Source organism: Zobellia galactanivorans (assembly GCF_000973105.1).
Lineage (GTDB): Bacteria > Bacteroidota > Bacteroidia > Flavobacteriales > Flavobacteriaceae > Zobellia > Zobellia galactanivorans.
The window spans coordinates 4,771,011-4,789,646 of sequence record NC_015844.1; the positions used below are offsets into that span (position 1 = coordinate 4,771,011).

Annotated in this window: 14 protein-coding genes; 10 read left to right on the forward strand and 4 right to left on the reverse strand. The window is 41.7% G+C overall.

Annotation, left to right across the window (positions count from 1 at the left end):
* The first annotated feature begins 36 nt into the window (after positions 1-36).
* From ZOBGAL_RS19105 to ZOBGAL_RS19135, 7 genes are all read left to right on the forward strand, one after another.
* Positions 37-300 (forward strand): DUF4834 family protein, encoded by a 264-nt coding sequence (locus ZOBGAL_RS19105; protein ID WP_013995382.1) that lies wholly within the window; start codon positions 37-39, stop codon positions 298-300.
* 178 nt (positions 301-478) lie between these two features.
* Positions 479-2,935 carry a YfhO family protein gene (locus tag ZOBGAL_RS19110; RefSeq protein WP_013995383.1) on the forward strand — a complete coding sequence of 819 codons (2,457 nt, stop codon included), beginning with the start codon at positions 479-481 and terminating at the stop codon, positions 2,933-2,935.
* Positions 2,936-2,973: 38 nt separating this feature from the next.
* Entirely contained in the window at positions 2,974-4,245 is a 1,272-nt protein-coding gene (locus ZOBGAL_RS19115; RefSeq protein ID WP_013995384.1) for a glycosyltransferase family 4 protein, read from the forward strand.
* A complete protein-coding gene (locus ZOBGAL_RS19120; protein ID WP_013995385.1) occupies positions 4,245-5,708 on the forward strand; it encodes a lipopolysaccharide biosynthesis protein in 1,464 nt (487 codons plus the stop codon). Before ZOBGAL_RS19115 ends, ZOBGAL_RS19120 begins: the two co-directional genes overlap by 1 nt.
* A gap of 117 nt (positions 5,709-5,825) precedes the next feature.
* Positions 5,826-6,608 (forward strand): transthyretin-like family protein, encoded by a 783-nt coding sequence (locus ZOBGAL_RS19125; protein ID WP_013995386.1) that lies wholly within the window; start codon positions 5,826-5,828, stop codon positions 6,606-6,608.
* 53 nt (positions 6,609-6,661) lie between these two features.
* The gene (locus tag ZOBGAL_RS19130; RefSeq protein WP_013995387.1) at positions 6,662-7,027 is read left to right on the forward strand and encodes a DUF7009 family protein; all 366 of its coding nucleotides are present in this window, start codon (positions 6,662-6,664) and stop codon (positions 7,025-7,027) included.
* A 15-nt stretch (positions 7,028-7,042) separates the two neighbouring features.
* The gene (locus ZOBGAL_RS19135; RefSeq protein WP_013995388.1) at positions 7,043-9,346 is read left to right on the forward strand and encodes an FdhF/YdeP family oxidoreductase; all 2,304 of its coding nucleotides are present in this window, start codon (positions 7,043-7,045) and stop codon (positions 9,344-9,346) included.
* Between the two features lie 64 nt (positions 9,347-9,410).
* On the opposite strand, the gene ZOBGAL_RS19140 is transcribed toward ZOBGAL_RS19135, so the two are convergent.
* Both ZOBGAL_RS19140 and uvrA read right to left on the reverse strand, forming a co-directional pair.
* Positions 9,411-10,598, reverse strand: coding sequence for a hypothetical protein (locus tag ZOBGAL_RS19140; RefSeq protein WP_046287604.1), 1,188 nt, complete (start codon positions 10,596-10,598; stop codon positions 9,411-9,413).
* A 247-nt stretch (positions 10,599-10,845) separates the two neighbouring features.
* Complete coding sequence (gene uvrA / locus ZOBGAL_RS19145) at positions 10,846-13,623, reverse strand: excinuclease ABC subunit UvrA (RefSeq protein WP_013995392.1); 2,778 nt, start codon at positions 13,621-13,623, stop codon at positions 10,846-10,848.
* 245 nt (positions 13,624-13,868) lie between these two features.
* Here uvrA and ZOBGAL_RS19150 point away from each other — a divergent pair, with 245 nt between their 5' ends.
* Both ZOBGAL_RS19150 and ZOBGAL_RS19155 read left to right on the forward strand, forming a co-directional pair.
* On the forward strand, positions 13,869-14,450 hold the full coding sequence (locus tag ZOBGAL_RS19150; protein ID WP_013995393.1) for an RNA polymerase sigma factor: 582 nt from the start codon (positions 13,869-13,871) through the stop codon (positions 14,448-14,450).
* A gap of 621 nt (positions 14,451-15,071) precedes the next feature.
* The gene (locus ZOBGAL_RS19155) at positions 15,072-15,653 is read left to right on the forward strand and encodes an RNA polymerase sigma factor (protein ID WP_013995395.1); all 582 of its coding nucleotides are present in this window, start codon (positions 15,072-15,074) and stop codon (positions 15,651-15,653) included.
* Positions 15,654-15,882: 229 nt separating this feature from the next.
* Here ZOBGAL_RS19155 and ZOBGAL_RS19160 read toward each other — a convergent pair whose 3' ends face one another.
* Positions 15,883-16,545: an endonuclease III domain-containing protein gene (locus ZOBGAL_RS19160; protein WP_013995396.1), complete on the reverse strand. Its 663-nt coding sequence runs from the start codon at positions 16,543-16,545 to the stop codon at positions 15,883-15,885.
* A gap of 42 nt (positions 16,546-16,587) precedes the next feature.
* Between ZOBGAL_RS19160 and bcp the strand changes: the two genes are divergently transcribed.
* The gene (bcp, locus tag ZOBGAL_RS19165; RefSeq protein WP_013995397.1) at positions 16,588-17,040 is read left to right on the forward strand and encodes a thioredoxin-dependent thiol peroxidase; all 453 of its coding nucleotides are present in this window, start codon (positions 16,588-16,590) and stop codon (positions 17,038-17,040) included.
* Positions 17,041-17,094: 54 nt separating this feature from the next.
* Here the strand turns inward: bcp and ZOBGAL_RS19170 are convergent, their stop codons facing one another.
* A complete protein-coding gene (locus tag ZOBGAL_RS19170) occupies positions 17,095-18,561 on the reverse strand; it encodes a hypothetical protein (protein ID WP_013995398.1) in 1,467 nt (488 codons plus the stop codon).
* Positions 18,562-18,636 lie beyond the last annotated feature (75 nt).

Here is an 18,636-nt window from a genome sequence, read left to right on the forward strand (position 1 = left end):
GAATCGTATTTTTGATATAATTATTTCGAAAAAAGTATGGCATTTTTAAAAACTATATTGATCATCGTATTGATCTACTATCTGTTCAAGTTGGTAGTAAAGATGTTCGCTCCTAAGATATTCGGTTATGCGGCCCGCAAAACACAAGAGCACTTTAATGAAAAGTTTGGGGGATTTGCACAACAAGAGCAAGCGACCCAAGAGCGCGTCGGCGATGTTATTATAGAAAAAAAACCTTCCAAAGGCAGTAAATCAAATAATAAAGTAGGCGATTATATCGACTTTGAGGAAGTAGAGTAATTGTATTCCCGTTTTTTCCATTTCTTTCGGTGCGGTGTCTTTTTCCCTCCCATCCCTTGGTTTATTTTTTTCGGTACGCTTGGGCCATACCTACGGCATTATAAGTTTAATAGTGCGTTCTGATTCCAAAGTAGCGATAAGTTCATTATTTTAGCCGAAACAATCGATATCTCCCATTATGCAAAAAGGATTGAAGGCCTTCTTCGTACATTTTTTTGTTACCGTATTCTTTGTTGTCGCCGCTTTGGCATATTTCTATCCCGTACTTCAGGGGAAGGTAATTGAACAGTCTGATATTGTTCAATTTACGGGAATGGCCAAAGAGCAGAATGATTTCAGGAAAAAGACCGGTGATGAACCGTATTGGACCAATAGCGCCTTCGGGGGCATGCCCACATATCAATTGGGGGCATATTATCCACATGACTATATCAAGACATTAGACCGTGCGATTCGGTTTTTACCGAGGCCGGCCGACTACCTATTTCTTTATTTTATTGGCTTTTATATATTGCTTTGTTGTCTAAAGGTCGATTATCGTTTGGCCATTGTAGGCGCATTGGCATTTGGTTTTTCTACCTATTTCATCATCATATTGGGGGTCGGGCATAATGCCAAGGCCCATGCCCTTGGATATTTACCCATGGTTTTGGGAGGGATTGTATTGGTGTTCCGCAAAAAATATCTTTGGGGTTTTATCCTTACCGCTTTTGCCATGGCCCTAGAAATAAAGGCCAACCACTACCAAATGACCTATTATTTCATGCTTTTAGTACTGATTCTAGGTGCGGTCTATCTTTATGACGCTATTCGCAACGGAAAGCTGGTACATTATTTCAGTTCGGTGGGTATTCTATTGGCGGCGGTTCTATTGGGTATTGCGGCCAATGCCACAAGCCTTATGGCCACAAAGGAATATGCCGATTGGAGTACCCGTGGAAAATCGGAACTTACGATCAATCCTGACGGTACGGCTAAGGAGAATACGAACGGATTGGATAAATCCTACATCACACAATGGAGTTATGGGATTACCGAATCATTGAATCTTTTCGTACCCCGCTTGTTCGGTGGATCCAATAGTGAAAATCTGGGGGAGAGTTCCAAAACTTTTAATTTCTTGGTCGACCAAGGAGTTTCCCGAAGTCAAGCTTTAAATTTCTCTAAGGGACTTCCTTTGTACTGGTCGGATCAACCCGGTACATCGGGCCCTGCCTATATTGGCGCAATCATCTTCTTTCTTTTTGTTTTAGGACTCATTTTGGTCAAAGGAAAGACCAAATGGTGGCTTTTGGGCGGAGTGATTATGTCATTGTTACTTTCATGGGGAAAGAACTTTAGCCTATTGACCGACTTTATGATCGATTATTTTCCGCTATACGATAAGTTTCGGGCGGTGTCGTCCATACAGGTGATCTTGGAATTGTGTGCTCCCGTATTGGCCATTTTGGCCCTGCGTGAACTGTTTACACCTACTGTTCGGGTAGAGGAAAAACTCAATGCCTTAAAAATTTCCTTTTTTACCGTATTGGGCCTCTGTGTAGCCCTGTTTATCTTTAAAGCGGGCTTCGATTTTGTGGGGCCAAGTGATGAATTCCTAAAAAGAAATTATGGAGACGAGCTCGTTTCCTTGATACAGGCCGACCGTAAGGCCGTATATAACTCCGATCTTTTGCGTTCGTTGATATATGTTATTTTGGCCGCTTTGGCACTTTGGTTCTACATAAAGGGAAAGCTAAAGGAAAATTTGGCGATAGTGGCCCTTGGAGCTTTGATCGTATTTGACTTGGTCGGTGTTGGTTTGCGATACGTAGACGGTGAAGACTTTGTTTCAAAGAGAAGAATGACACAGCCTTTTCCCGAAACGGCCATAGATCAAGAAATCAGTAAGGATAAATCCATTTTTCGCGTATATGACCCCCAAGAAGGTATCAATGGGGCCCGTACATCGTATTATCACCAAAGTATCGGAGGTTATCACGCCGCCAAACCGGCAGGTCTTGAAGACCTATTCAGCTTCTATATATACAAAGGGAATTTGGGGGTACTCAATATGCTCAATGTAAAATATGTAGTGCAGCAAGACGAAGAAGGCAAAAGCTACCCTGCGGTCAACCCCAACGCCAATGGCAATGCCTGGTTCGTAAGTAAAGTGCTCAAGGTAGATTCGGCCGATGAAGAAATCTTGGCCTTAAACGATTTGGATACAAAGACCGAAGCGGTCGTTAACCAAGCCAAGGTAAAAGAATTGGACCGATTGGAGTTTGCGCTTGATTCTACGGCTTCCATTCGCTTAACGGACTATAGGCCGAATCACTTGGTCTACGAATCGGCAAACCAGAATCCCGGACTGGCCGTTTTCTCCGAAATGTATTATCCACATGGATGGCATGCCTATATCGATGGAAAACCACAAGATTTCTTTAGGGTAAACTATACGCTGCGGGCCATGGAAGTCCCACAAGGAAGCCATAAAATCGAGTTTATTTTCGAACCGGAGGTCGTGGCGACCGGGAGCAAGATTACCTTGGCCAGTAACATCCTTTTGGCCCTTATCGTTCTCGGCGGTATTGGTTTTACCTTTTTTGTCCCTAAGAAAGAAAAGGAACTGAACGACAAAAAAAATAGCTGGTAAAGGTTGAGTTATTCTGATATCCAACAATAAAATTATTTATGAAGAAAGTCCTCATCATCACCTATTACTGGCCTCCTGCGGGCGGCCCAGGGGTGCAGAGATGGCTAAAATTCGTTAAATACCTTCGTGATTTCGGTATTGAACCCTTGGTCTACATTCCCGAGAATCCGCATTACCCTATAGAAGACGCCACTTTGGCCTCTGAAGTTGTCGAAAACCTAACCGTTTATTCGCAGCCGCTTTTTGAGCCTTATGGCATAGCGAAGGTTTTCTCCTCAAAAAAAACAAAACGCATCAGTTCGGGAATTATCCAAACCAAAAACCAGTCGGTCTTTGAAAAGGCCATGCTTTGGGTGAGGGGCAATTTTTTTATTCCGGATGCCCGAAAGTACTGGGTAAAACCTTCGGTGAAATATTTGAGCGATATTATTGCCAAGGAAAAATTAAAAACCATTATTACCACAGGCCCGCCACACAGTGTGCATCTCATTGGGCGAGAGTTGAAGAAATTACACGGTTTACAATGGTTGGCCGATTTTCGCGATCCATGGACCTCTATAGGCTACCATAAAGAACTGCGGCTTTCAAAAAATTCACAAAAAGAACACAAGGCCCTTGAGCATGCCGTACTCAATGAAGCCGATAAAATAGTGGTAACCAGTAAGACCACAAAAGAAGAGTTCGAAAGTATTACAAAACAGCCCATTTCGGTTATTACCAACGGTTATGATCTGGAGCATAGCGGGGAAGTAGATTTGGATAAAGGATTTACCATTTCCCATATCGGTTCTTTGCTTAGCGGAAGAAATCCGGAAAACCTATGGAAAGTGCTCTCACAAATAGCAAGGGAAAATGCCGTCTTCAGGGGCGATTTACAGCTGGAGTTTATGGGAGTGGTAAGTCAAGATGTGATGGATACCATGTACCGTTATGAATTAGGGCCGTATATTAAAATGAGGGGTTACGGTTCACATGCGGAAGCCTTACGAAAACAACAAAGCTCCCAATTGTTGCTTCTGGTAGAGATCGATAGCGAAGAAACCAAGGGAATTATCCCTGGCAAACTGTTTGAATACATGGCGGCGAAGCGACCTATTTTGGCGGTCGGCCCCCAAGGTTGGGAAGCGGGCGAGATCATTCAAGGTACAAACGCGGGCAAGGTATTCGACTACTCCGCCCTTGAGCCGTTAAAAAACACCATTTTAGCTTGGTATGAGGCCTATAAAAAAGGGAGTATTGTATCTGAATCGGTGGATGTGGAGCGTTTTAGCAGACGCGCCCTAACCGAAGAACTTTCAAAACTCTTGTAATGGGAATTGTATTCAAGCAATCGCTCAACAATTCAATTATTACATACCTCGGTTTCGGACTCGGGGCACTGAATACTTTGGTTCTCTATTTGCAGTTTATGGACCCCGAGTATTACGGGCTCTTACAGGTGGTCTTGTCGGCCTCGGTCGTTTTAATGCCCTTATTGGCCTTTGGGGTACCGAATACGCTGGTCAAATTCTATAGTGGCTTCAACGATAGCAAATCTACTGACGGATTTTTGACCCTTATGCTTTTTTTGCCTTTGGCACTTATGCTTCCTATTGCCGGAATCACATATGTGGTGAACGATGCCATCGGAAGTTTTTTATCCAAGGAAAATCCCATCGTAAAAGACTATGTGTGGCATATCTTTTTGATTGCCATGGTTATGGCCTATTTTGAAGTTTTTTACGCCTGGGCCAGGGTGCATATGAAATCGGTTTTCGGCAATTTCATGAAAGAGATTTTCGGTAGGGTGGGGCAGACTACGCTACTGGTCCTGTTATATTTTAAGGTGATTTCGGTTACGTCTTTTATAGATGGACTCGTAATCGTCTATATTTTACGAATGCTCGTTATGAAATTATATGCCTATCGCTTACATAGGCCTCGATTGGTTTTTGACTTTCCTGAAAATACACCTAAAATCTTAGTATATAGTGCCCTTATTATCTTAGGCGGTTCCGTGGCCATTGTCTTATTGGAAATCGACAAGGTCATGATCAACCAATTTATCAAGATCGAGAATGTAGCCTACTACAGTGTGGCCAGCTTTATTGCTTTGGTCATAGCCGTACCCTCGCGGTCGATGCACCAGATAACCTACCCCCTTACCGCGGAACTCCTAAATAGAAAGGATGCTGTGGGGCTAAAGCGGCTTTACCAAAAAAGTTCGCTTACACTTTATGTTATTTCCGGACTGCTTTTTGTTCTTATCTTCCTTAATCTCGACGATTTGTACAAATTGCTACCCGACGCCTATAGGCACGGGTATTTTATCTTTGTCTGGTTGGGACTCGCCAAGTTGTACGATGCCCTATTGGGGAATAATAATTCCATTCTTTACAATTCCGATTACTACAGGGCCGTATTGTTCATGGGGGTCTTTTTGGCCATTGTTACCGTGCTTCTAAATGTTTGGCTTATACCGGCATACGGACTCGATGGTGCCGCAATCGCCAGTTTTTTGGCCTTTTTTATCTACAATACCGTAAAACTGGTCTATGTTAAGATGAAGTTCAACATACTTCCTTTTACCAAGGAAACCATCGCGGTTACCCTATTGATGATCGGAACGGTATTGGTTTTTTACTTTGTTACGCTTCCCTTTCATCCAATTTTAAATATCATGATCAAAGGACTGGGGATTAGCTTACTCTATGTTGGGGTGGTGTATAAATTCAAGATTTCAGAAGATGTTTACCAAGTGCTGAACGGTCTATTTGGAAAGAAAGGCGAATAGTTTTACCTTAACATTTGATAGTCACTTTAATGTGGACATTCTGTCCAATTTTTACATTAAGCCATAAATGGCATTAGGCATTAAGAAATTAGATTTCAATTGATTTATTAAGAGTACATGGGGCATTTAGTTAGAGGTTGTTTGAGGGCATGTTTGCATTTAGAGTTCTATGAGACTTTGACAAATGCCGAAATACGGGTTTATAAAGTACTACCGGAAGCCGATGAACTCCATATCGAAAAGGGTAAGCTTGTTATTTTATCTTCTAAGACCGTTATCCAAAAAACAAAACATCTTATAGGCAGTGGGTATACGGATGATGAGGGCAACTATAACATCCCTTTGTCCGATCGATACGGTAGTGGCCCCTTGGAAATTGATGTGGTGGTTAGTGATAAGGGCAAATCAAAAAAGGCGACGCACACGGTTCAGTTCACCCTAAGGCGGTTGAATCCGGTTTGGCGTAAGAATCAAGAAGATAAGGAGTTCATTTTTAATTATAGCTTCAATTTTAAGTTTTGGAACCAGGTTCGCACGGAACTTGATATATGGACGATTATCGGACATATACGTTCCAAAGAAGACCATAATACCCCTGTAAAGGGAGTGACCGTTGCGGCATTTGATACGGACTGGATCAATGACGACTTTTTAGGAAGTGCCCTGACCGATAGCAAGGGTCAGTTTCGAATAGATTATAAGGGACTTGATTTCAAACAGACATTTCTATCGCCGATGATCCGTGTTGAAACCCCGATATCTTCCATACCTGGACCAGGTGTTTATTTTAAAATATACTCTTCAGAAGGAGTTTTGTTGTACGAGGAAGACAGAAACAAGGGCAAGACCCAAGAAAGGAAGAATATCCCGCGTTGTTTCGATATTGACTTGTATATTTAACACTAATTAAATTTTGAGACCATTTTTAATGGTCGTTATCAATAGAACCTAAGATGAAAATAAGGATCAAAGGTAATTCCGTTCGCGTACGGATTACAAAATCAGAAGTCACACAACTCTGCAAAGAAGGCGTGGTACAAGAGGTTACGCCATTTATAAGCGGTTCATTTACCTACGCCTTGCGTTCCCAAGATGTGTCTGGTCTTACGGCAGATTTTCAAGATAATACCATTACCGTAGTCTTGCCTCAAGAATTGGTGAAAGACTGGGAAGACAACAACCGCATAGGATTTAATGGTTCGGTCCCACTCGGAGATGGACAAAACCTATTACTTTTGGTTGAAAAAGACTTTACATGTATAGAGGATAGGGGGGAAGACGAGTCCGATAATTACCCTAACCCTAAATTGCAACACTAGAAATATAAGTTGAGTATGCAGAATGAAAACTTTCGAAGAAAGGTATCGGTCATTGGTTCCGAAGATTTCTCGAATATCAAGATAACAGAACCGGTACGGTACGCTGCCGGAAAATTAGGTGTAAAAGAGGCCTTGCGCCACGGATTTAAGGAAATGGGCATTGTACGCTCTATGCGTGCATTTTTAGAGCTGAACCAAGAAGACGGCTTTGACTGTCCGAGTTGCGCTTGGCCCAATCCGGAAAAACCTTCCACTATAGCGGAATATTGTGAAAATGGGGCAAAGGCAGTTGCCGATGAGGCCACTACCGATAAGATCGGCCGAGAATTTTTCAAGAAGTATTCCGTAGAAGAGTTATCGAAACTCACTGAATACCAATTGAACAAATTCGGTAGGCTTACCGAACCTCTTGTTCTTAGGCCGGGCAGTATTCACTACGAGCCTATCTCATGGCAAGAGTCATATGAACTTATTTCCGAAGAATTAGGGCGATTGAAATCACCCGATGATGCCATTTTTTATACTTCCGGGCGATCCAGTAACGAAGCGGCCTACCTTTACGGTATGTTTGCCAGGGCCCTAGGCACCAATAATATGCCCGACTGTTCCAATATGTGCCACGAATCAAGTGGCGTAGCCCTTTCAGAGACCTTGGGTATCGGTAAAGGTTCGGTAAAACTTGAAGACCTATACGGTGCCGATGTGGTAATCGTGGCCGGACAAAACCCGGGAACGAATCACCCCCGTATGCTTTCGGCCTTAGAAAAATGCAAGAAAAATGGAGGCAAGGTGATTAGTATCAATCCCCTTGAAGAATCCGGACTCATTAATTTCAAGAATCCACAACATGTAAAAGGACTCATAGGTGGAGGTGAAAATCTTACCGATATTCATCTTCAGGTGCGTATCAATCAAGATATAGCCCTGATGAAATTGATTTTAAAACGACTGGCCGCCTTGGATGAAGCCGGTCAGAAAGTATTTAACCATGATTTCTTGGGCGAGTATGTAGACGGTTACCAAGAACTTTTGGACGACTTGGCCCGCTACGACGAATCGTCATTACTCGAACTATGTGGGGTAGAGGAAGCCATTATCGATGAAACCGTGGCCTTATTGGCTACAAGTAGTAATATCGTGATATGTTGGGCGATGGGACTGACCCAGCATAAGAACGGTGTAGCTACTATTTGCGAATACTTGAACCTACTCTTGTTAAAAGGGTCCTTAGGAAAACCCAACGCTGGCACCTGTCCTGTACGCGGCCATAGCAACGTTCAGGGCGACCGTAGTGTGGGGATTATGCATTTTGTAAACCCAGAACTCAACGAGCGTATTGAAAAACATTTAGGCTTTAAGGCCCCTGATAAAGAGGGACTTGATGTTGTTGGGGCCATTAAGGCCATGCATGATGAAAGCGGTAAGGTTTTTATTTGTTTGGGAGGAAATTTTTTAATGGCGGCTTCCGATACCTTGTATACGGCCGAGGCCATGCAGAACTGTGAACTTACGGTTCAGATAAGTACGAAATTGAACCGATCGCATTTGGTGACCGGAAAAACGGCGCTCATTCTACCCACTTTCGGTAGGTCGGAAAAAGATATGAAAGGTGACAAGTTGAGATACCAGACCATGGAAGATAGCATGGGCCGTGTACGCCAATCACGTGGACTTCTAAAACCGACCTCCGAGAACATAAAAAGTGAACCAGAGCTTATCGCCGAACTGGCCCATACTCATTTTGGAGCCGGGCATTCGGTAAACTGGAAAGCCATGGGAGAGGATTATGAGCTAATTCGGGAGAGTATCGACTTAATCATCAAAGGGTTTGAAAATACAAAGGAAAGGTCAAAAGGAATAGGGTATTATCTACCCAACAATGTTCGTGATCTCGATTTTAGTATGCTGCCCAATGGTCGGGCCCAGCTGACCCGAAACCCCTTGCCCGAACACGATTTAAAGGATGAAGAGCTCATGTTGATGACCATTCGCTCCCATGATCAGTTCAACACTACGATCTATGGAATGGATGACAGGTACCGCGGAATCTACAATGAAAGGCGGGTTCTTTTTATGAATGCCAAGGATATGGAAAAAAGGAACTTGAAAAAGATGGACGTGGTACATATTAAAAGTACCTATAATGGAAAGGTACGTACGGCACATAAGTTTCTGGTAGTACCGTATAATATCCCTTCAGGTGATTTGGCCGCCTACTACCCTGAAACCAATGTCTTGGTGCCTTATGACCAATACGCCGATAAGAGCAAAACACCGATCAGTAAATCGATTAAGGTTACGGTTGAGAAAGCCATCTAAAATAAAACCCCCGCAGCAGACGAATCTACTGCGGGGGCAACAACTAACCAACCTAAAAACTATTTTAATATCTTCTTGAGCTTCTCGATGAAGTCGATCTTGAAGCGCTGTTGTTCGAGCTGCTTCTTGAAGGGGCTTTGCTCACGGAACTTCTTGATGAACTACGGTTCGACACGCTGCTTCTACTCTGGGTAGGTGTCCGTTTTGTGCTTCGGACCGTGTTTTTATTTTGAGAAGAGCTATAGCGGTTACGGTTGCTAGAGCTTACCGCACTGCGCGTTGGTCTCTTGGCCGATGATGTTTTGGTCACCGTTGTTCTTTTGGTTACCGTACTTCTATTCGGTTTGCGTACGGTAGTCGTTTTTCGGGTTACAGAAGTACCGTTACTCGGGCGAACACGGGTCGATGACCGGTTTACCGTGGCCTTGCTGGTTTTTCCATTGCGCACCGCGCTACTTCTGTTCGTGCTTCTTACAGCGGCACTATGACGGGCCGTAGTATTCCTTGATTTAGAAACATTGCTGCTTCTATTGGAAGCCAAACTGTTAGTTCTGCGGGCACTGCTTCGTACGCTTACCCTTTTATCGTTTCTATATACCCTTGATCTTTCGCTCCTAATTTTATTATAGCGATGGGTTTTACCGATTTTGGCATAGAATCGTCTTGTATTATGTCTGTAAGGAGAATAATAGGTATAACGAACAGGACTGTAATATCTTCTATAAGGCCTGTTGTACACAAGACAAAAGCCAATTGACGGTCTGGTAAAAAAGGCATGGAAGGGTCTGTGGACATAGCGTCTGTTGTAAATGTTTATATACCCCGTATGATAATCATATAGACCTCTGTGGTTGTAATAGATGCTCATGCCTCCCAATCTACGGATGCGTCCGTTGTTATAACTTATGTCAACATCACCTATTTGGGTAACACGTCCGTAATAATCGTAATAAATAGGTACGTTCTCTACTTGAATTACCGCACCGTAATCATCATATTGGGCGTACGGGCTATAATCATAACCAGAGTTAAAGGTAACACCGTTTCTACGTCCGGTGACGCGACCATCAATGTAAAAATCAAACTCACCATCAGGATATACCGAAAACGTAATGCCATTTTCGACAAAAATAAATGAGTCGTTGTATCCATAAGCATTGCGTTCTGCAACCTTATCTTCTACTGTAACTGTGGCCATGGCACCGGTAGTGCCTAAAATAAGGGCCGAAAAAAAGAGTAGTAAGTTTCTCATGCTATAAGGTTTTAAATTCCTGAGTGTAATTATTTACATTCGAGTTGTAATAAACAAACAGCGTGCCAAAAATCGGAACACAAATGCAACTATCTGATATTGAGTTAATTAAATCGAATTGTTATTTTAAAAAGGGAGGAAATAGGCTTTATAAATAATTTGATACGGAATCAAATCCATAAAAAAGACCCCATTCTTTAAGCTAAAATGGGGTCTCTAATTTGATTTGTAAGGGCTATACGGCTAGCTACAATTTTTCCTTTAGATACTTGGCCGTAAACGAAGTGCTGCTTTTGATTATTTCCTCGGGCGTGCCTTCCGCCAAAAGTTGCCCTCCATTTTCACCGCCTTCCGGGCCTAGATCAATAATATAGTCCGCACACTTGATGAGCTCTACATTATGTTCGATCACAATGACCGAATGGCCCTTTTCTATAAGGGCATCAAATGACTTCAAAAGTTTTTTGATATCGTGAAAATGTAGTCCTGTAGTGGGTTCGTCAAAAATGAACAAGGCCTTGTCCTTGGTCGTGCCCTTGACCAAAAAGGAAGCCAGTTTAATACGCTGTGCCTCACCGCCCGAAAGGGTAGAAGAAGACTGTCCAAGGGTTACATAGCCCAAGCCAACATCTTGTAAAGGTTTTAGTTTGTTTACGATCTTGTTTTGTTTATGGATATCAAAAAAGGCAATGGCATCATCAATGGTCATATTAAGAACGTCATCGATATTGGCCTCATGAAACTTTACTTCCAAGACTTCCTTTTTAAAACGCTTACCCCCACAGGTATCGCATTGAAGGTGTACATCGGCCATAAACTGCATTTCTACCGTAATTTCGCCTTCCCCCTTACATTTTTCACACCGGCCTCCATCGACATTAAAAGAGAAGTGTTTGGCCTGATAAGCCCTGATTTTACTCAGTTTCTGTGCCGCAAAGAGGTTTCTGATATCATCGTAGGCCTTTATATAGGTCACGGGATTTGAGCGTGAAGACCTACCAATGGGGTTCTGGTCTACGAACTCGACATGTTTTATGGTCTTGTATTTTCCTTCTACTTTGGTATACTGTCCGGCCTTTTCGCCGTAACCACCAACTTCCTTTAAAATAATAGGGTAGAGGAGTTTTTTGACCAAGGTACTCTTTCCACTACCGGAAACACCGGTTATTACGGTAAGCATGTTTAATGGAAAAGTAACATCTATATTTTTAAGGTTGTTTTCGCGGGCCCCTTTAATCGTAATATAATCGGGAGAGGTCCGTCTTTTTGTGGGCACACTGATTTCTTTCGTGCCGTTCAAGTATCCTGCAGTCAGTGAATTCGATTTTAAGATGTCGTCCAAGGTCCCATGGGCCACTACCTCACCGCCATGTGTTCCCGCTTCCGGGCCAATATCTATGACTTCGTCGGCAGCCTTCATAATGTCTTCGTCGTGTTCGACTACGATTACGGTATTGCCCAAATCGCGTAAGGACAACAAAACATCGATCAGGTTTTCGGTGTCTTTAGGATGTAGTCCGATACTGGGTTCATCAAGAATATACATGCTTCCTACAAGGCTACTGCCCAAAGAGGTTGCTAGGTTGATCCGTTGGCTTTCACCACCCGATAAGGTATTCGACTTTCGGTTCATGGTCAGATAGCTTAATCCTACCTTATCGAGAAAACCGAGCCTGGTATTGATTTCCTTTAAAAGGCGGGAAGCGATTTTCGAATCGTATTTATCCAAAACCAAATCATCAAAAAACGGAATCAACTTTTTAATGGGAAGTTCGACCAAGTCGGAAATGTTCTTACCGGCAATTTTTACATAGTCCGTTTCCTTGCGCAGGCGTTTTCCGTGGCAAACGTTGCATTTGGTTTTTCCCCGGTAGCGCGAAAGCATCACCCGGTTTTGAATTTTATAGCTTTTTTCCTCTAGTTGACCAAAAAACTTATGTAGGCCGATAAAATGTTCGTTTCCGTCCCAGACCAGTTGTTTTTGTTCTTCGGAAAGTTCGAACCAAGGTTTGTGTATCGGGAAATCGAATTTGTAGGAAGAGTTTACCAGTTGGTCCCTGTACCACCCCATACTTTCGCCTCGCCATGGGAAAATGGCATTTTCATAAACAGAAAGGGCTGTATTGGGCACCACTAGGTCTTCATCAATACCGATAACATCGCCATAGCCTTCGCATTTCGGACAGGCCCCATAAGGGTTGTTAAAACTGAACAGATGTACATTTGGTTCTAAAAACGTCATCCCATCAAGCTCAAACTTATTGCTGAAGGGAATGCGCTCTTTGCTGTTGAGTTCTTCAATGGCACATTCACCTTTTCCTTCAAAAAAAGCGGTATCGACGGCATTTGCCAAACGATTGTAGAAATCTTCGTCATCTTTGACAATAATCCGATCGACGACCAAATCGAAATTCCGTGAAATATCATCAGGTACGTTGTCTATACGAAGTACTTCGCCCTTATATTTGATACGCGCGTAGCCTTGCTTTGAGAGCAATTGTAGTGATTTGATGGTATCTCGGTTCGCATCTATTTGGATCGGGGCCAATAAAAGTAACTTGGTGCCTTCCTCGTATGTCTTTACCTGTTCGACCACATCGGTAACCGTATCTTTTTTGACCTCTCGCCCGGAAATAGGGGAGATGGTACGGCCGATACGGGCGTAGAGCAGTTTGAGGTAATCGTAAATTTCGGTGGTAGTACCTACGGTAGAACGTGGGTTGGTAGAATTCACCTTTTGTTCAATGGCGATGGCGGGCGCTATACCTTTTATATAATCAACCTTGGGTTTGTCTAGCTTGCCCAAGAATTGCCTTGCATAAGACGAAAGACTTTCTACATACCTTCTTTGGCCTTCGGCATAAAGCGTATCGAAAGCCAAACTCGATTTTCCGGAACCCGAAAGACCGGTAATGACCACCAATTTGTTTCGGGGGATGACAACGTCGATATTCTTTAAGTTGTGCAGTTTTGCTCCCTTAATGATTATGTTGTACTTGGGGTTTACGTCTACTATTTCTGCCATGTGCTTATCTAAGCTTACAAAGATACGATATGATGATTTCAATAGCTAAAATTGTACAGTTCACATTAAAAAATGTGTCGATAACGTCAGAAATTTTCTAAAGTCATTTAATTTTTTCTATATTTGACCCCAACAAAATGTTAAGACGCCTATAGCGAAAAATTACTTTTAGAAAGATTAAAACATTATCTACCAGACCTTTTCTATGAAAAGGACGTCAGGTTTTAACTATTAAAGTAATTGTTATGGATATATTGACAAAAGATTCCCTTCTTATTAAAAATTACATCTCGGGTGATGAAAAAGCTTTGGAGATTCTGATTGAAAAGCACAACCAGCGGCTCAGCAGTTTTATTTACTCCAAGGTAAACAACCGTGATATTACCGAAGACATTTTTCAAGACACCTTTATTAAGGTCATCAAAACACTTCGACGGGGCACCTATAATGAAGAAGGTAAATTTTTGCCATGGGTGATGCGTATCGCCCATAACCTTATTATAGACCACTTTAGAAAAAATAGCCGAATGCCTATGTTCGAGGGGTCCGATACTTTTGATATTTTCGCCCACATAGGGGACGAAAAGCTAAATATAGAACGACAGTTAATAAAAGACCAGATCGATTGTGACCTTGAAATTTTGGTAGATGAACTACCTGAAGACCAAAAGGAGGTTTTGGTCATGCGTATCTATAGGGATATGAGTTTTAAGGAAATCTCGGAAAATACCGGGGTAAGTATAAATACCGCACTGGGCCGTATGCGCTATGCCCTTATTAATTTGCGGAAGATTATTGAACAGAACAACATTGCTTTGACGAATTAATTAACCATAGGTCGAAGCAATTCATTATATTTATATCAGTTGCGTTATTATGCGGTAACAATACTGAATATATATGGGAAAAATTTACGCTACAGAATCGGACAAATGTAGATTGGTAAAAGCGAAGCCTGAAACCGTTGAGTTTCTATTGGCTTATTCCAAATCTCTAAGTATTACAGAAGCCAAAGGTTTACAGTTTGAGTCAAATATGAACTGACGAATAACCTTATATTATATAAAAGGCCCTTGCACGAATTGTGCAAGGGCCTTTTTTGTAGGAAATAAGTACCCATAAAGCCTGTGTTTATAATAAGTATTGTATGATATGTATATTCTCCTTTTAAAACAATACCAGGCCATACATCTTCAGGGTATTGATTTTGTGTGGCTAACGCACTTCGAACCATTTTATTTTGTTGAAAAAGGGAAAAGTAGGTTTTCACATCAAAAACAAGCGGTTTTACAACAATGTTTTTTTCTAGACCCCTCTATTATCTAGTTTTATATCATAATTAATAACAAGGCCATCCACCAAAGGATAAAATTACATTCTTAAAATAACTAAATAACGGTAGTCTTTCTTAGGAAAGTCTCAAATCTTAAACTAAAAAACCCTACACAATGAACCAACAAATCGAAGATTCAATACTAGTAAGAGATTATATCAGCGGAGACGAAAAAGCTCTTGAGATTTTGATCAACCGTCACAACCAAAGAATATCTAGTTTTATTTACTCTAAGGTTTTGGATCGCGATGTGACCGAAGATATTTTCCAGGACACATTTATTAAAGTGATCAAAACTTTAAAAAGAGGTTCATATAGTGAAGAGGGAAAGTTTTTACCTTGGGTAATGCGTATCGCCCATAACTTGATCATCGATCATTTTAGAAAGAACAAAAGGATGCCGATGTTCGAAGGAAATGATGATTTCAATATCTTTTCCGTAATCGGAGATGATAAGTTAAATGCGGAAAAGCAGCTTATTAAAGACCAAATTACTTCTGACCTTAAACATTTGATCGAAGAATTACCAGATGATCAAAAAGAAGTTTTGGTAATGCGTATCTACAAAGACATGAGCTTTAAGGAAATCTCTGAAAACACCGGAGTAAGCATTAACACGGCCTTGGGAAGAATGCGTTATGCCCTTATTAACCTTAGAAAAATCATTGACAAACATAATATTGTTTTAACGAATTAATAAGTAGCTGAGAATTCTCAACAATATTTCCAATCTAGTTGCGTTATCCATTGTATAACTATGCTACTATTATGGAAAAAATTTACTCTGAAAACCTTGAAAGAGGCAATGCTGTAAAAGCTACGAAGGAAACAATCAACTTTTTACTAAGTTTTTCTAAACAATTTCATATTGTTGAATACAATAATTTTCGTTTTGAAAACAGCTTAAACTAAAGATACAGACCCGTTTATCGGGTCTTTTTTGTTTTGTAGTAAGCATCGATTACGGTCTTTCTACCGATGGTCTTTGTTATAATATCTTTTTCTAGATCCCATCCCCGGGCCGGAGAGTATTCCCTTCCGTACCAAATTATCTGAAGATGCAAGTCGTTCCAAAGTTCTTTTGGAAACAGGCGCTTGGCATCTTTTTCGGTTTGAACCACATTTTTACCATTCGAAAACCCCCAACGGTACATAAGCCTATGAATATGGGTGTCTACGGGAAAAGCAGGTATACCGAAAGCCTGTGAGACCACCACACTGGCCGTTTTATGTCCCACGGCGGGCAACTCTTCCAAAAGCGCTATGTCTTTCGGTACCTCGCCCTCGTATTTATCGATAAGTATTTTTGACAAGCCGTAGATTCCCTTTGATTTCATAGGGGAGAGGCCCACAGGCTTTATGATTTCACGAATTTCCTCTACCGACATCTTAACCATATCATACGGATTATCGGCCCTTTCAAATAATAGGGGGGTAATCTTGTTCACCCGAACATCGGTACTTTGTGCCGATAACAATACGGCGATCAACAAAGTATAAGGGTCTTTGTGGTCTAAGGGCACCGGTATAGAGGGATAAATATCACGTAAAGTCGTAATGGTGAAATCAATCTTTTCCGCTTTTGTCATTTTTGTCTAATTTTAGCCTCGTATACAAAAAGAACGATAGCTATGAATACATTACAAGTAGGGGACAAAGTACCCGATTTTTCAGCGAAAGACCAAGACGGGAATACAATTAAATTATCTGACTACAGCGGTAAAAAGCTCATTGTGTTCTTTTATCCGAAAGCGAGCACCCCAGGGTGTACGGCAGAAGCTTGTAACCTAAGGGACAATTACCAAGAACTTCAGGAACAAGGGTACGAACTATTGGGTGTTAGTGCCGATTCAGAAAAAAGACAGGGCAATTTTAAAAAGAAATACGGTTTTCCGTTTCCCTTGTTGGCCGATGAAGACCGTACGGTAATCAATACTTTCGGGGTATGGGGCCCTAAGAAATTTATGGGACGCGAATACGACGGTATCCACAGAAAGACCTTTGTCATCGATGAAAATGCGATAGTGACCAAGGTAATCGATAAGGTAAAGACCAAGGACCACGCCGCCCAACTATTGGACTGATTTTACATCCATACATTTGCGATATAAATTAAAGAGGGGCTTAGGCCCCTCTTTCTATTTTACTTTATCTTCATCTTCCGATTTCAGCAGTTTTCTGGTAAACAGCTTTTCTTCTTTAATGATTTCGGGAATGCCTTTCGGTAACATGTCTTCCCAGCCTTCATCACCATTGATGATTTTCTTTAGCACGTCTCTCGAGAAAATATGCATGATTTCGGGGTCATAGTCTATAATGTCCATCACCTTACCGTTGTACTTGAAGAACTTGTAAAGCTCTTTCATTCTCGGGTGGACCTTAATGTTGTTACTGGTCATAATTTGACCGGTTTCAGCATTTTTCATAGGGTAGAGGTACACCTGAAGGTCTTTGAAGAACAACTTACCAAAGGCTTCCAAGATGCCTCCCGATAAATGTCGGTAATACTTTTCGTCAAAGATATCCACCAGATTGTTGACTCCCATGGTAAGACCTATTTTGGCCTTGGTATACCGATTGAAGTATTCTACCAGTTTATAGTATTCCTGAAATTTGGATATCATTACGTTGTGGCCGAGGGCACAGAGCAATTCGGCGCGATCCATAAAATCTTGTTCGTCTATTTCCCCCGAAGCCTTAAGGTTCGATAGGGTGATTTCAAAAATGACCATGGTGCTTTCTTGGTTGACCGCCGGATCTCGTATAAAAATGTCATACGATTTATGAAACATATCCATGTTCACTTTGGTAACCGGCCTAAAGCTTCCGCGCAGGGCCAAGATATTTTTTTTGTACAATGCGGCCGCCGGCAAGAAGTTGTTGCCATCAGGGCCGAACATCACCGCATCGGTCATGTCGTTTCGGATCAACTGCAAGCTCATCAATCGGTTGTCCACATCCTTAAAATTAGGACCTGAAAAGTTTACCATGTCGATTTCCACGGTATCCTTGTCAATGTGGTCATAGAGATACTTAAGCATCTTTTTTGGTTTGTGATACTTGTAAAAGGCACCGTAAATCAAATTAACGCCAAGAATTCCCAATGTTTCCTGTTGCAATCGGGCTTCGTTTTGTTTAAAACGAATGTGCAGTATGATTTCGTCCAACTCTTTTTGAGTGGGATCGAGTTGAAAACGGATGCCTACCCAGCCGTGACCCTTATATCTTTTCGAGAAATCAATGGTTGCCACTGTATTGGCATAGGAAAAGAAAAGTCGGTCTGGATGGGTCTCGCGGCTGATACGCTCTTCCATGAGCGTCATTTCATGCGAGAGCATCTTTTTTAAACGAGATTGTGTTACGTACCTACCATCGGTTTCAATACCGTAAATGGCATCGCTAAAATCTTTATCGTAGGCACTCATCGCCTTGGCAATAGTACCGGACGCTCCGCCCGAACGAAAGAAATGTCTCGCTGTTTCTTGGCCTGCGCCAATTTCAGCAAAAGTTCCGTAGATGTCAGGGTTTAGGTTGATCCGTAAAGTTTTGGCTTTGATGGAAGGAATATTTTCAAAGGTGCTGTCCCTTTTTAGAACTGAGGCCATTTAGTTGGATTTTGCTTTCAACAAAGTTAACAAGTTCAGCTAATCTATTAAATTATTTAGTTATAAATTTGAGCT

What these genes read in the sequence shown, in the direction of transcription:
- ZOBGAL_RS19105 (WP_013995382.1), top strand. Translation starts at nt 37, where the DNA reads ATGGCATTTTTAAAAACTATATTGATCATCGTATTGATCTACTATCTG.
- ZOBGAL_RS19110 (WP_013995383.1), top strand. Translation starts at nt 479, where the DNA reads ATGCAAAAAGGATTGAAGGCCTTCTTCGTACATTTTTTTGTTACCGTA.
- ZOBGAL_RS19115 (WP_013995384.1), top strand. Translation starts at nt 2,974, where the DNA reads ATGAAGAAAGTCCTCATCATCACCTATTACTGGCCTCCTGCGGGCGGC.
- ZOBGAL_RS19120 (WP_013995385.1), top strand. Translation starts at nt 4,245, where the DNA reads ATGGGAATTGTATTCAAGCAATCGCTCAACAATTCAATTATTACATAC.
- ZOBGAL_RS19125 (WP_013995386.1), top strand. Translation starts at nt 5,826, where the DNA reads ATGGGGCATTTAGTTAGAGGTTGTTTGAGGGCATGTTTGCATTTAGAG.
- ZOBGAL_RS19130 (WP_013995387.1), top strand. Translation starts at nt 6,662, where the DNA reads ATGAAAATAAGGATCAAAGGTAATTCCGTTCGCGTACGGATTACAAAA.
- ZOBGAL_RS19135 (WP_013995388.1), top strand. Translation starts at nt 7,043, where the DNA reads ATGCAGAATGAAAACTTTCGAAGAAAGGTATCGGTCATTGGTTCCGAA.
- ZOBGAL_RS19140 (WP_046287604.1), bottom strand. Translation starts at nt 10,598, where the DNA reads ATGAGAAACTTACTACTCTTTTTTTCGGCCCTTATTTTAGGCACTACC.
- uvrA (WP_013995392.1), bottom strand. Translation starts at nt 13,623, where the DNA reads ATGGCAGAAATAGTAGACGTAAACCCCAAGTACAACATAATCATTAAG.
- ZOBGAL_RS19150 (WP_013995393.1), top strand. Translation starts at nt 13,869, where the DNA reads ATGGATATATTGACAAAAGATTCCCTTCTTATTAAAAATTACATCTCG.
- ZOBGAL_RS19155 (WP_013995395.1), top strand. Translation starts at nt 15,072, where the DNA reads ATGAACCAACAAATCGAAGATTCAATACTAGTAAGAGATTATATCAGC.
- ZOBGAL_RS19160 (WP_013995396.1), bottom strand. Translation starts at nt 16,545, where the DNA reads ATGACAAAAGCGGAAAAGATTGATTTCACCATTACGACTTTACGTGAT.
- bcp (WP_013995397.1), top strand. Translation starts at nt 16,588, where the DNA reads ATGAATACATTACAAGTAGGGGACAAAGTACCCGATTTTTCAGCGAAA.
- ZOBGAL_RS19170 (WP_013995398.1), bottom strand. Translation starts at nt 18,561, where the DNA reads ATGGCCTCAGTTCTAAAAAGGGACAGCACCTTTGAAAATATTCCTTCC.